Origin of the sequence: Sporosarcina sp. 6E9 (genome assembly GCF_017921835.1) — a bacterium.
Lineage (GTDB): Bacteria > Bacillota > Bacilli > Bacillales_A > Planococcaceae > Sporosarcina.
This window is the reverse complement of sequence record NZ_JAGEMN010000001.1, coordinates 260,100-273,384: the sequence shown is the minus strand read 5'-3', so window position 1 is coordinate 273,384 and position 13,285 is coordinate 260,100. Positions and strand designations below refer to the sequence as shown.

Here is a 13,285-nt window from a genome sequence, read left to right as displayed (position 1 = left end):
TCTTTGCACTATCCACTTATCAGGATTATTTATATATCGGTTCAAATGTTTGGACATAGCCAAGTAGGCGTAAAAAAAACGATCAGCTGAACCAATAGAGGTCGCTAATCGTTATTTATAAATACTTTTAACTGCATCGGAAATAAAGGGGGTAATTTCACCCTGGCACCACACTAGTTGCTGCATGATTATCAGCTTTCGCACAGTCAATTGCCACAACAAGCGCTACGAGAAGTGATTCCATTTTCTCATCTATAATTTGCAACTGATAGCTATCGCCCCAAGTGAACCACTTTTGACTCACAGAACCGATTAAATTTCTGTTTTGATAAACTTCAAAATCCATATCCCACCAATTACCCTGAACTTCTATTCCCGCCGCATCGATTGTATAGCGTGCTTTCAAAAAAGAAAATTCTTTTTTAATCGTCATCGTTTCTTGCCCGTGGACTTCAACAAAAAAAGTTGGTAAGAAACTAAAAGTTTTTTTCGTAATCTTAGCAACTTCTTTTCTCCCGTTGTTTCTTACAGAAAAAGTCTTCGGTATTTTCATTAAACTTCCCTCAATAAAATATACCTCATTCCCTTCTGAATCTTTCACAGAAAACTCCCCACTAAGGCTAAATGCTTTTTGTTTCAGATACAGTTCTCTCATATTCCTTCTCCCCCATCTAAAGGCTAGGCTCCTACAGATCAAACCTATTCCCTCTTATACGATATCGCAGAAGAAACGTTTCAAAAATCAGTAAATAAAAAATAGACCAACCTTTTATTAGGCACTTTTAGTAAGTACCTTTTTAGTGGGTACCTGTGCAAGGTTGATTTATGACAATTCGATACTTCGGATAAAAATACAAAAAGACATCGACAAGGTGTTACTTAGTCGACATCCCCTCTTCGCATTATGCAATTGTAGTGTATTGTTTGAATAGTGTCTTGCACAGGTACCTTTCAATTTTTTAATATTCCTTTGAATTAGATTTAAAGAAAATTAGACCTAAACATAAGAGGACAACAACAATTAAATAGAGGACATTCACAAGTTCAATACCCGTCCAATTCCATACGCCCAATAGTATTTCATTCATGTGATAAAAAGGATTTATATCGATTAAAAACTTTAAATAACTTGGAATTCCATCCGTTGGAAACATTAAACCCGAACCAAATAATACATACTGAAACATGATAATCGTATAGGGTAAAACCTGTTTCGAGTTCTTAAATAAGTTATGTGTAGATAAGCTAAATAGTAGCGTGATGCCAATTATTATAATAAAAGTTATAATAAATAAAAACATATGATCCGTTACTGTCGTATCGAATACAAAAATTCCTATTGCTAAAATTTCTACAAATCCTAACAAAGATAGAATCACGCCCCTAATGACGTAGGTGAGGATGATTTGATAGATACTGACAGATGAAACGACAAGTCGTTTATGTATGCCCCTCTCTTTTTCCGTAACGTATTGCATACCAATATTAAAAAATAATACCAAAAATGATATTAACAATGCATAAATCGGTATATACGGGCCAAAGTTTTCTGGTCCTCCAATTTGTCCACTAAAAATCTTCATGAATACAAAGAAGAAAATACCTGGCAATACGAGTATCGGAAGCGCAAAGAATGGTTCCCTAAAAAATACGATGAAATCATATTTACTTAACTTCAAAAGGGACTTGTTCATTCGGTATGCCCTCCTTTTTTATAATCCTGAAATAGACTTCTTTAAAATATAATGCTTTATACTTCTTTTTTAACGCTTCTGGCGTTCCATGTTCAGCAATGACACTATCATTTAATATGTACACATAGTCAGCATACATATCTACTTCTTCCAACGAATGGGTGGACAAAAGAACAGTAACCCCTTGTGCTTTAGACTTTTCAATCATTTTCCATAAATCATCTGTCACCTCTGGATCAAGACCCGTAGTAGGTTCATCTAAAAACAAGACTTTCGGGTGGTTTAAAAAAGCACAGGCAAGCAATATTCTTTTTTTCCAGCCGCCTGATAACTTTTCATATTTCACTTGAAGATGGGACTGTAAGGAAAATAATTTGATTACTTCTGCCACTCTGTCTTTACCAATGTTATGAAATGATGCAAATAAATCGAGAATCTCTGCGATTTTCAAATAGGCATACATGCCACCTTCTTGAAATACAACGCCCATATTGGAACGAATTTTCGATAAGTTAGATTTCTTCTTTAAATCTAGCCCATGAAACAATATCTCACCTGAATCCCAATTTTTTAAAGTCATTAATATTTCCAACAAAGTAGTTTTACCAACTCCGTTTGGGCCTAATATTGCAATGATCTGGTTCTCTTCTACTTCAAATGAAATATTATTTAAGACTTTTTTATTACCATAAGACTTTTGGAGGTTTTTAATTTGTAGTATCATTTCAACACTCCTTCTCTATTTTTATACGATGCTACTTCTATATCGATAACTTCTGAGTTTAAGCTATAATTATCAAAAGCAAATACTTGATTAATCGGTAACTGGGCATCATCAGCTAAATACTTCAATGTATTTTTCATGATGTAATAAAGGGATCGGTTGACTAATCCTGCAACAATAAGTGATTGTGGATTGGTCGGTAAGGATACGGGAGATGGAAATACTTGTTTAAATGAATCGTATCCATAAGTTGTCCCATTAATAATTAGCGGCCCAATGATGAACTGCTTCATATAAAATCCGTAATGCAAAGTAATATCACTTTCGATTACATCTTTTAATTGTTCTACATCTACTAAGCGGTAATCGATTAGACGATTATCTATTATATGGATGGGCTGTTTAGATTCGAATAGCTCCTTATCATAGCTTATATCAATTATCTCTAGACCGTGATTCGCTCTCAATTCATCATAATAGGTCTCAATACTTTCGTAATTACGGGTGGTTAAAAATCTAATACATTGGATATCTTGTAACTGCTCCACAGTAGCACGAACAAGCACGATTGGAATTTGTAATTTTGATAAACTTTGAATGATTGTATCATTGACATCATTAATCCCCCACAGAATACAAACATGATTTGGCTGGTTTTCTTTCAGCACATAGGTGGTAAATAGCCCGTTAAAATCGATTGTTTTTGTATATTCATAATCCGTCAAATCATGTTTAACACTCACTGAATCGAATGCTTCTACGTCAAACAAATGGGGGTAGATTGTATATATTTTGAGCATTAGCTGACCTTCAACTGTTTTCGTCAAGGTAAACATCGATGTAAAGTTATTTCCAATTTCGTCAAAGTTTAAAGCATACTGCTTTAACATTTTTTCAACATTTAACTTTAAAATGATTTGTTCATTTTTTTTATCGAAGACAATCACTTCTTGATTACCCCTCGGATTTATTAACAACAGATAATTATCTTTCAGCTTTATCGCACTGTTTTCTTTTAACAACTCTCTACCCCCCTAATAATGTGTATAGAACCATTTGATCTTGAGATAATCCCAACATTTCACGTATTTCACGCTCATGAAAACCCCCGACCGGAACACTAGATATTTCTAGTGCTGTGCACGCCAATAGGAAATTTTGTGCCATATGTCCTGTCTCTAGCAGCATGATTCGATAAGTTAAGTCTAGGTATTTCTTTGCTAAATCCTTATCATTTCCCACCAGTACAATCACAAATTGGCATTCATCTAGCGTAAAGAAACCTACATCTGTTGAAGCGCTTATCTTATTAAGCGCATCCACGTTAAATAGTCCCATCTCTACAATCTCATTGCTATAAACATTATATTTATATACGTTTGAAGCGAATAAACCAGAATTCAAAGTGCGTTTGGTGGGTAAAATATAAATTTCAATGGCATAAAATTGGCCCCCTGAAGGATAAGTTCTTTTATGTTCTTCTTCTTGGCTAATTCCAAAGCTATATAACATTATTTTCATAAAATCTAACGCATTGATATCTCTCTCACCAAACGTCCAAGAAGTCCTTCTATTTTTTAGTACTTCAAGGAAAGACTTCTCTATTGGTTCTTGAAATAAAGATTGGTCTATTTTAAATTTCACTTGTCTATTTGGCGTATCTAGATTTTTGACTTCATACTCCCTTCTTGGTGATTTTTTCATCTGGAGGAATGGGGCATGACTTGATGATTGATGATATTCACGATATTTCCTCGTTGTATCGTCGATATTAAAAGACATATCCCATTTCATTCTCACTTACCTCCACTTCAGTAGACTTCATAATTGTGGCAACAAAACTTTCTAAATAAGAAGGTAATCCTATTCGATTATTAAACATATGAACATGAGAAAATATTAAATAGGGAATCGCATCTTCTTTGCCTTTCAAAGTAATTTCACGGAATATCCTGTGAATAGATTTAAGATATAAATTCTCATTATCGTCATGAAGCATTTTCCTAATGAGACCTCTTTGTTCATTGAATAATTGGGAAACTTTAGTGATTTGTTTTTCATTCACTTGTCCTTCTTCAGTAAAAGAAGACCAAAATTCTTCATAACTTTCTAGTAAATTTGTAGACTGTTTTTGCGGAAGAAACGCTTTCATCTCATAGAAGAAATCACAAGCATAAATTAGCTTCATCGTAGTCGAAGCATGATCCTTATTTTCTGTTAATCTCCGTAAAGCTAAATCACTAGTAATTTGAAAAATTTCTTCGGAATAACCGATTAATGATTGTCCGCCATATCTTTCAATTTCAGGTTTATAAGCCACTTCAGTGATCGTTAGATCATCCATCCAATATAATTCTGATTCGTTTGGTTTATCTCCATCAAATAAATGATTTTTATAGTATTCTTCTTTGGTTAATTGAATCGTTGGTTTATATACCGATTCAAACCGCTCTACGACCATATGCAATCCATTTACAATTGTTTGGTACGCTGGTGATTTGAATCGAAAACGAATATGAGGACCCCCTTGCCAATATCTAATAAAGAAATACTGACTTATGTTTTTTTCATTTTCTCGGATAAAAGGATGTAAATAATCTTTTAGAAATAAATCATGATGCGTCATATCATGGATAAATATATGATAAGAGTTCCATGTCATTTAATTTCACCTCCACTTTAATCCAACGCTCTTTTTCCCATATCCAAACAGACATCCGTAAATAAAGTATTCCTGTTGTTCCGGTTGACATATTTTGTGACAATATGCATCATCAATATTTTTAAATGGCCTGGTAAATGCATCTTCAGCTGAATATAAAAGGGACATGGAATGTACAATTTCACCAATATGGATGTGTGACTCGATAAATGATGACAATGATTGTTCCCCTTCATCCGTAACAGTAATTAAAACTAAAAATGGTAATGTATCAAGATTCATCAATTCTTGGGCTTCATAAAAGATTGAATAGATATCATAAGTAGGATTTACTAGCTTGATATCGTTTCCAACGTATTTATAAACCCCTCTTGAAAGCCCTTCCACATGGTGAATAACAAAGTAAATCGATACGTTAGGAGATATCCAATCCATGGTATGCATATTCAACTTTGATATAAAATTCTTAAATACATCTACTTTTAACGCGGGACCTATATGAAATGTACCTAGCCGCTTATTAAGCGAATGCCTTTGAGTTCTCTTAAACTGCAAGTCATTTATTTGTTGGTCATACAAGCTTGCAATTCGAATCTCTGCTTTTTCAGCCTGCTTAAAAAACAAGTCAATTCCTAATGCTCGTAATTCTGCTATATAGTTATACTTTTTCTTAATATCCATTTTTTGTGAAAGTTTTTTATGACTGTCCATCGGATCATTTAACTTCGTTATCTTTACGTTACCCATTACATATAAGTCATCTGCGTTAGTGATAGAGTTACTTTTAGACAAAGATGCGTATGGTGTAAAACAAAACTCACCATCTTCTATCCCCAAACGACTGTCATCATTCACCAACCACTTTATATCTGAAAGCAAATGTCCTAATTCTAACAAACTTAGAGGGATTCCAAATTCTCCATAGACTGAGCATGTCCTCCATAGATCAACACATATGATTAGTTCGACCCTATCTTGTTTCGTAGGGTCATAACCAAAATAGATAAAGTCATCGTAGCCGGCATCATATAGAAATAAATAACCATGATAATGGATGATTGGAAGAAATGGATGAATGCTTCTAGGTGATGGTGTCTTCTTTCTAAATCCATACGGGGTAGATGCATGGTATTCGCCAAAAGAAAACACTTCGTTTACTAGCCGACCTACGGCTGAATCAGCAATATTAGGTACTCCACGTTCTTTTTGAACGCCAACATATTCAAATATTGTTGTGGGTGAAGCTACATATTCGAATGAAAATACTTTTTTGTTTTTTTCGTATCTCGACACTGTATAGTATTCAAATAGTTCGTTCATCAAGGGAAGGGGTGTGGCTCCTTTCCTACCATGACACTTGATTTTCCTGCTACACGCTTTAAACGTTCTTCATTTATCCGTTCATTTTGCTTTCCAAATGTCATTGGTTGAAGACTAGGGATAAATACCTTAACTACGGATAATCCCATTTCATCAATTAACGAGTTTGACATATCTGTATAATAAATTTCGGGATGATGCTGCGTAACTTTTTTCAGTATATTTTCGAAAGTAAATGGAAAATCTGGACGCATCTTTTCAACAGTTGTCTTTCCAAGCTGGTCAATATGACTCAGCAGATAGTCAAACGCTTCTCCATTTTCTTTGAAAGCATAATAATTTACATGGTCTTCCATTTGCGTAACTTCACTAGGGTTATTGATTAAGTACTTTAGTCCTTCCTTTTCTTGGGATAACTTTTCTTCATAAACAATCACTGAAGTCCCAACTTCTACTAAAGCGGCAAATATAGCCTTTTCCGGGTCATAATGCGATCCTGCTGCACTATATAAATATAGACTTGCATCTTCTTTTTTGTTACGCATGAAGATCCACACTGTCGGAATACGCGTTTCCAATGTAATATCAAACAGATAAATGTCGTAACCTAATTGTTCAATAGTAGTCATTAGTTGTATTACATTTTTATCCTTGATACTAATCGGATCGATAATTTGGGGTAACTTTCTTAAGTACCAGTGCACAAGGAAACTATCCCGTTCAATTGCTTCCAAAACCGCATATACCAATGCTTCCTCAATACTTCCCCCCATAGCGGTACCATTGGACGTTTCATAAATGAATCGATTCTCATTACGTAAGAGCTGGTTATCAAAGTACATCATCTGTTCGGGAATTAGCCATGTTTCCTGAGATGGATATAATTTAGTTTCACTCCAGAATATCTCTTGCTGCTTGTCAAATGGATGACGCAATATATATTTTTCCGGCGGGATGACGGCAAAGTTTTGCGCTATTAATCGGTCGTATGAATAAAAAATCGGTTGTTTAAACTGCGGTACCATAGATGAATACCTTTCTAGCATTTCTAAAATGGCAGCGTTTTTGGCATCTGATAATTGCTCCGTCCTCCCATAGGAGTAAAATATCCTGCTGTTAATCCTCGATTCAATCGCATACATTGGAATAATATTCGATTCTGCATCCCTAAAGAGACGTAAACCGACACCAATATCACGATCTATTAACTCATCTATAAATGATGTAATGGTTTGAGTGATTGCTTTTTTATTCTTAACGCGATACGTTCCATCTGGATGATTAAATAGCAATTCATTCTCTTCTTGTTCCAGTACGTATGCATGACATAATCGACAAAATGGCGTTTTCCTGATTTTCTTCCATTCTAAATTCAAGTTTTTTTTATCTATGATAAGGATTTGATTGATGAAATCTTCTTTATTCAGATTCGTTAGGAACGCCTCAAATACATGTAAGCCATGTCGTTCCTTTGATTCAAAGTCAATCCTTTGTTTCAAATCACTTTCATTAGATTCTAGTAAGTGGTAAAAGCAGGAAAAACAACCGTCCCCTTCTTCAGCTTGGAAAGGACCAATAAATAGATAGGATGACGTTTCAAAATAATTCATTTTCCTACTTGTATCCTGCCTGGTAATATTATCAGGATGAATATTTATCGAATACATTTATATCACTCCATTCACTTTAAACCGCCCTATAAAGAGGCCATGCGGTTCAAATTGAGGTTGATAAACCCAAACGTTTTCTTCGATATCAAGATGTCTGTTACTTGAAATAATATCTTGATATATCACCTCTTCTAAAACAACCTGACTGGGGTATGATAATGTTGACAATGGTTGACGAAACAAATCCCTTTTGATATCTATTTGATTTTTGACAGAAGCGGTTATATAAGCAAGACCACGATTTATTTCTTCATCCATTTTTGTCGTTAGATTACTTTTATACAAAGTGCGATGATCTTGGTCTAATAAAGATACATAAAAGACATATGATTTATAAACATATTGAACAACGATTTTGATGTCAGTAATATATTCAGAAAAAGCTTTAACAAAAGTCACTTTATTATTTATGTCGTGTGGCAGGTCCGTTAACTGATAAAAAGTCAGACTCTCTTGTAAAAAACTTGCAATTCCTCGAATATAAAATTGTTCTTTTGTGTTTTCCGCTATCCATTTTTCTTGGGGATTGGCCTCCCTTTGTAAAAATTTCTCGAGCACATGTGTTAATGCATACTCTGCAGCATCTCGATATGAATAATCAAAAACCGTATAGTTAAATTCCTCATCGACTTTGATTTCATACTGGACGACATTTAACTGATTTTGATAGGTTCCATCCCCCCCATTCAGAGAAAACGGAATCGATTCGAAACTCAAAAACTTATTCTCAATGGCCTGTATATACTCCAAATTATTTTCAACATATGGGTTAGGAAACTTCCGCTCATATTGGTTATACGTACTTGCTAAGGCTTTCTTATTGATGGTATTTACTTGTCCACCACTACTAACTCTGGTGATCACGTCTGCTTCTGATTCATCCTGTAGTCTTTTTATACATTTAAGGAATAAGTGCATTGATAAAATGTCATTTCCTATCGATAGCCTACGGACCTGTGCGCTGTCACCCTCCAATAATAATAGTGCCTGTTTTGGATCCGATTTCTCCGTGTGAAAAAACAATACATAATTACCGGATTTATGAATAACACATAAATCCCCTAAAGACAGCTTTATATCATTGTTTTCTTCTATCCAAATGATTCGCTGCGTTGACTTACTTGAATTAGATTGTCCAATTAATCCATGCGCATTAAAAAAAGTTTGCACATACGAAGGTGCTGAAACTAACACCATTTTTGTCGATACCAGTTTTTCTAAAACTGTTACATGATCATCAAATGTGTTCTCAATAAAATCTATGATGAATTCAGACAATCCTAGTTCTTCAGGTGGCTGGTGAATTAGATTATTGACTAACGAAAACTTCACAAGCTTCTTATATTCATTACTCTTATCCGTTAAATCTAATTTTTCACCTTCACGAAATGTAGCCAAAATAGATAATAATAATTTATAATCTTCTTCTCCTATAATTGCTTTTTGAGCCGTAGTATTTTTGTGAATCATTAAGGTTCTTTCCTCTGATACATATTTAGGGAAAAAGTTTGTTCTTGTTTTAAAAAACAAAGGACTCACCTCTTTCATTTAAAATAGCATCCCAGGTCGTATTATTTTGCTCTAATACATATCGCGAGACTAAATAACAGGCCGCATTCTTTTCGTTAAAATGAATGCCTAACATATGAACAGTTTTATAAATAATATTTATGAGGACTTTAAATATTTGGTGTTCTTCATGTTGTAATAAATCATTAATATTTTTGGCAACTAATTCATTATGAAACTCACTATTTATATCTGTTATGTTTTTCAACAGCAAATCGTACTGCTCTTCGCGCGAGTAATAGCCTTCCTCATCTACTTCTAGTAAAGGTAGCTGATCTACTATTTCCGCATGCATTTTTTCTACTGTTTGTAGCCAAGTTGTCCCAAATGATGCGTAGTAATCTTCATTTAAGAAGAAGGTTTTGGGATTTAGAATGTCATACATTTGGTTATAGACTTGCAAGTATCGCTCTTTCATACCAAGTGTTTCAGCAATCGCTAATACCCCTTCTATATTTGAAATATAGACTAACACAGCGTCCTTCTTCTCAAATTTTGACACTGAAAGAACATCGTAAAATGCTCTTGTCACGAATTCCAACTGTTTTTCTTTGGTTAACGACGAGAGTACCTGAATATGATTGTTTATAAAAACTTGTATAATGAATAATAATTCTGTATGAATGCGAAAGTGATTAAATGAATTAAACCTCTTTTTCACGTAATTTGAATCTATTGGCTGATGTGTAACTTGTAAATGATGATCAATAGATATCGCGATATTTGACCTTCTTTCCATCTGCGAAACAATTTCTGTATTCCTAACGTAAGTTTCCACTTCATTTATTAATTGGTTTTCATCTAATAAGCCAAACTGTTCCTCACAATAACTCATGAATTTTTCTTTAAATAATTCAATATCAATCTTATTATCCGTCGTAACTACCCGAAAGTTAGGACCACCGTACCAATCTCTTTCTGCGTGAAATAGAATATTGGTTTGATTGAAATAAGGGATGATGAACTGTTCATAAACATTCTTCTTTTGCATTTCGTTACCAAAAAAGTAGGCTCTAATTTCTGTTACATCATCAAGACTCTTCACTTAAATTCACCTCAATCTGATACTCCATATTATGAGTTTCATGTGATTTTTTCGGATAAAACTCTTCGATAATAATATACTTTTCATCTTTAATTAGTTTTTTAAATTCTTTTACAAACAATGGCGAGTATAGGTTCATATACTGCGGCTTCATTTCCGATCTGTTTGTAGATTCAAAATTAAATGTTTCACCTACAATGTGTTTACTTATAAAAAACTCTAACGGCAGCTTATCTGCCTTAAACCGTTTAATAATTGCCAGATAATGATCATAGTCGGATTTATTTCCTTCTTTTATCATGTTTTCCACGTACAACAGCCATTTTTTCCGCATAATCGTTAATTTACCAAGCGTAAACCTTGGAATATGATCAACGACAATTCCTGTAATTTTTTTGGGCATTTCCCACAAATCAAAAAATCCTGCATCATACCTCGGTGATAGCGCTGTCGTTAACATTCGAATACTTTGTGGAAGCATATAATCTACCAAACTACCAATATAATCAATATTTAGGGGTACATCTGGATTTGACTGTTCCACAATGTCCAACATTTCTGTCTGCTCATTATATTTATAGTATAAGTTTTCACTCGATTTCACAGATTCATCCGCTGCGTGTGTTTTACTGTGTGGAATCATTAATCGATTGTTAATAAAACGTTCATGATGATTCGCATTAAACCCAAATCCTTCCCTAATCTCCAATAAGTCCTCTGGGAAAGTGGCTTCGATATATTTCTCAAAGTCTATATCTGAATATATATCACGGTCAAATTGAAAGTACCTAATAAATAATTTAAGATTTCCAGCATATAGTTTATTTAAAATATAATGATCTTCTTCTTTTTGAAACAATACAGTCGATGATAATGGGGTAATCGTTAAATGCATGGTTTTCATTAAATAAGCGAACCATTTCTCGACTTTTTCCTTATCAATTTCAGCTGAATTCCCTTGTTTTTTAATGTGAAATAAATGTTTATTGAAGCCTTCTTTAATTTCTTCCATAACTTTTGCGCCCTTAGACTCTAAACCGTCTACTGGAGCCAAAACATTAGTCCAATTACTAAACATTGCAACCACGTCAAGGAATAATTGTCTCATCTCCCCCGAACCAATCGGAGTCAGGTTTTGTTTATGTAATTGGCGGTACTTATGTGCAAATTCATATCTAAATTGAAGTGGAATACTTGTGAGTATAGCTATTTTTTGAATGTATGAGATGTCATGAAGTAGTGAGGGATCAATTGCAAATGATTCTTGGGAATTTTTAATTAGATAATCTTCGTAAAAGATGTTTTCTTTGGAAAACGAATAATTAAATAACTGTTCCACGGGGGCAAGTTCTTTTGTAATCATAGTGTAGATGCGAAACCGTTCTTGATAGGTTGCATGTTTGTACTTCTGTAAATGTTGCGCTATGTTTTTTATGGACGTTAAGATAACGGTACGTTTACTTGATTTTTCATCAAAACGAGAAATGGTTTCATAAAATTTTTGAAAGGTATCATTGGAATACTCATCTAATTCTATATCAGGATAAAGTATCCCTTTTTTCAAGAGACCTTCTTTAAATAAGATATGTGCATTTTCTTCACTAGTAAAACGTGATAATATGTCAATGACTTCTTGATAGGTTAAGGGTTTATTGGATGATGATAATGCTTGAAAAACTGCATTATTAGATATTTTGAAGTGATGTTCAATATTATTGAATATCTTTCCTCTATTTATGTCTTGCCGAATGGTTATTTCCATTTCATTCTCATTATGCGCTTCGCCTGCAAAACGATATGTCATTTGGGAGATAAATTCATCATCTTGACTAATCAGCTGAATAATTTTCTGTAGTATATAAAAATTCATATCTAGTTTATATACTTGTTCTTCATTTTTCTCGTTTATTGAATTACCAAATTTCTTTAATTCGATTCCTGTAAAAGAACTAAATGGGCTTGTTTTATATGCAGATCTCGCCAGAATTCGTAGTAATGTACTATCAAGTTTTCTATGTTGCGCTTTATGCTTATGCGGTAGTATTTCCAGATATTTGTTTAACTTATGATACATTTCATAACTTACTAATGGGAGTGGATTTGTAATTTCATCATGGTTATTAAATAACTCCCATAACTTTTCTCTATGGGTCTGTTCCATTTCTATAAAAGCATTTTCTAGTTGATTTTCTAAATTTATTATTTCATCAATCTGTTGTTTGTAGTTCACTACGATTTCCATAATTTCTTCTGGTACTTGGTCCAGTTGGACATTCTTTTGATTATAAATTCGCCTTTTATAATTTAATATTTTATTATTTTTTGTACGTCCAAAGATATCTTCCAACTCTTCAACCACTTCATTATTTTTCATCACAAAATTTTCATATTGCGATAAATAATGGTGGATATTCTGAACGAGTTTTTCGTCTGAAAATCCCGCCATGTTTTTATATGAGATTGGATTCTTTCTCATGATATACCACGGGAAATGCTTCATATTATATCCAGTGCCCCTTATTCGTATTTTATAAAAAGGAGCTAGAATAAGTCATATACCAACAACCTCATCTAACTCCTATCTATCACCGATTAATGTAT

General features: G+C 33.6%; 11 protein-coding genes. All 11 read right to left on the bottom strand.

The features are described from left to right. Positions 1 to 157: 157 nt before the first annotated feature. The 11 genes from J4G36_RS01530 to J4G36_RS01480 all read right to left on the bottom strand — a co-directional run bounded on the left by J4G36_RS01530 (position 158) and on the right by J4G36_RS01480 (position 13,160). A complete protein-coding gene (locus J4G36_RS01530) occupies positions 158 to 655 on the bottom strand; it encodes an LURP-one-related/scramblase family protein (RefSeq protein ID WP_210468062.1) in 498 nt (165 codons plus the stop codon). Between the two features lie 304 nt (positions 656 to 959). Continuing rightward, entirely contained in the window at positions 960 to 1,694 is a 735-nt protein-coding gene (locus J4G36_RS01525; protein ID WP_210468061.1) for an ABC transporter permease, read from the bottom strand. Continuing rightward, the gene (locus J4G36_RS01520; protein ID WP_210468060.1) at positions 1,666 to 2,418 is read right to left on the bottom strand and encodes an ABC transporter ATP-binding protein; all 753 of its coding nucleotides are present in this window, start codon (positions 2,416 to 2,418) and stop codon (positions 1,666 to 1,668) included. Before J4G36_RS01520 ends, J4G36_RS01525 begins: the two co-directional genes overlap by 29 nt. Beyond that, positions 2,415 to 3,440 (bottom strand): hypothetical protein, encoded by a 1,026-nt coding sequence (locus tag J4G36_RS01515; protein WP_210468059.1) that lies wholly within the window; start codon positions 3,438 to 3,440, stop codon positions 2,415 to 2,417. Before J4G36_RS01515 ends, J4G36_RS01520 begins: the two co-directional genes overlap by 4 nt. A gap of 4 nt (positions 3,441 to 3,444) precedes the next feature. Then, positions 3,445 to 4,212, bottom strand: coding sequence for a SagB/ThcOx family dehydrogenase (locus tag J4G36_RS01510; RefSeq protein ID WP_210468058.1), 768 nt, complete (start codon positions 4,210 to 4,212; stop codon positions 3,445 to 3,447). After that, positions 4,190 to 5,080, bottom strand: coding sequence for a thiopeptide-type bacteriocin biosynthesis protein (locus J4G36_RS01505; protein WP_210468057.1), 891 nt, complete (start codon positions 5,078 to 5,080; stop codon positions 4,190 to 4,192). Before J4G36_RS01505 ends, J4G36_RS01510 begins: the two co-directional genes overlap by 23 nt. A gap of 6 nt (positions 5,081 to 5,086) precedes the next feature. Then, positions 5,087 to 6,400 (bottom strand): hypothetical protein, encoded by a 1,314-nt coding sequence (locus J4G36_RS01500; protein WP_210468056.1) that lies wholly within the window; start codon positions 6,398 to 6,400, stop codon positions 5,087 to 5,089. Then, the gene (locus tag J4G36_RS01495; protein WP_210468055.1) at positions 6,400 to 8,067 is read right to left on the bottom strand and encodes a YcaO-like family protein; all 1,668 of its coding nucleotides are present in this window, start codon (positions 8,065 to 8,067) and stop codon (positions 6,400 to 6,402) included. The genes J4G36_RS01500 and J4G36_RS01495 overlap by 1 nt, the downstream gene beginning before the upstream one ends. Continuing rightward, positions 8,068 to 9,618 (bottom strand): hypothetical protein, encoded by a 1,551-nt coding sequence (locus tag J4G36_RS01490; RefSeq protein WP_210468054.1) that lies wholly within the window; start codon positions 9,616 to 9,618, stop codon positions 8,068 to 8,070. Then, positions 9,590 to 10,684 carry a hypothetical protein gene (locus J4G36_RS01485; RefSeq protein ID WP_210468053.1) on the bottom strand — a complete coding sequence of 365 codons (1,095 nt, stop codon included), beginning with the start codon at positions 10,682 to 10,684 and terminating at the stop codon, positions 9,590 to 9,592. Before J4G36_RS01485 ends, J4G36_RS01490 begins: the two co-directional genes overlap by 29 nt. Then, a complete protein-coding gene (locus J4G36_RS01480; RefSeq protein ID WP_210468052.1) occupies positions 10,671 to 13,160 on the bottom strand; it encodes a lantibiotic dehydratase in 2,490 nt (829 codons plus the stop codon). The genes J4G36_RS01485 and J4G36_RS01480 overlap by 14 nt, the downstream gene beginning before the upstream one ends. Positions 13,161 to 13,285 lie beyond the last annotated feature (125 nt).

Excerpts from the sequence above, each read along its gene's own strand:
- J4G36_RS01510 (WP_210468058.1), bottom strand. The coding sequence starts at position 4,212 with ATGAAATGGGATATGTCTTTTAATATCGACGATACAACGAGGAAATAT.
- J4G36_RS01495 (WP_210468055.1), bottom strand. The coding sequence starts at position 8,067 with ATGTATTCGATAAATATTCATCCTGATAATATTACCAGGCAGGATACA.
- J4G36_RS01520 (WP_210468060.1), bottom strand. The coding sequence starts at position 2,418 with ATGATACTACAAATTAAAAACCTCCAAAAGTCTTATGGTAATAAAAAA.
- J4G36_RS01505 (WP_210468057.1), bottom strand. The coding sequence starts at position 5,080 with ATGACATGGAACTCTTATCATATATTTATCCATGATATGACGCATCAT.
- J4G36_RS01490 (WP_210468054.1), bottom strand. The coding sequence starts at position 9,618 with ATGAAAGAGGTGAGTCCTTTGTTTTTTAAAACAAGAACAAACTTTTTC.
- J4G36_RS01480 (WP_210468052.1), bottom strand. The coding sequence starts at position 13,160 with ATGAGAAAGAATCCAATCTCATATAAAAACATGGCGGGATTTTCAGAC.
- J4G36_RS01500 (WP_210468056.1), bottom strand. The coding sequence starts at position 6,400 with ATGAACGAACTATTTGAATACTATACAGTGTCGAGATACGAAAAAAAC.
- J4G36_RS01530 (WP_210468062.1), bottom strand. The coding sequence starts at position 655 with ATGAGAGAACTGTATCTGAAACAAAAAGCATTTAGCCTTAGTGGGGAG.
- J4G36_RS01525 (WP_210468061.1), bottom strand. The coding sequence starts at position 1,694 with ATGAACAAGTCCCTTTTGAAGTTAAGTAAATATGATTTCATCGTATTT.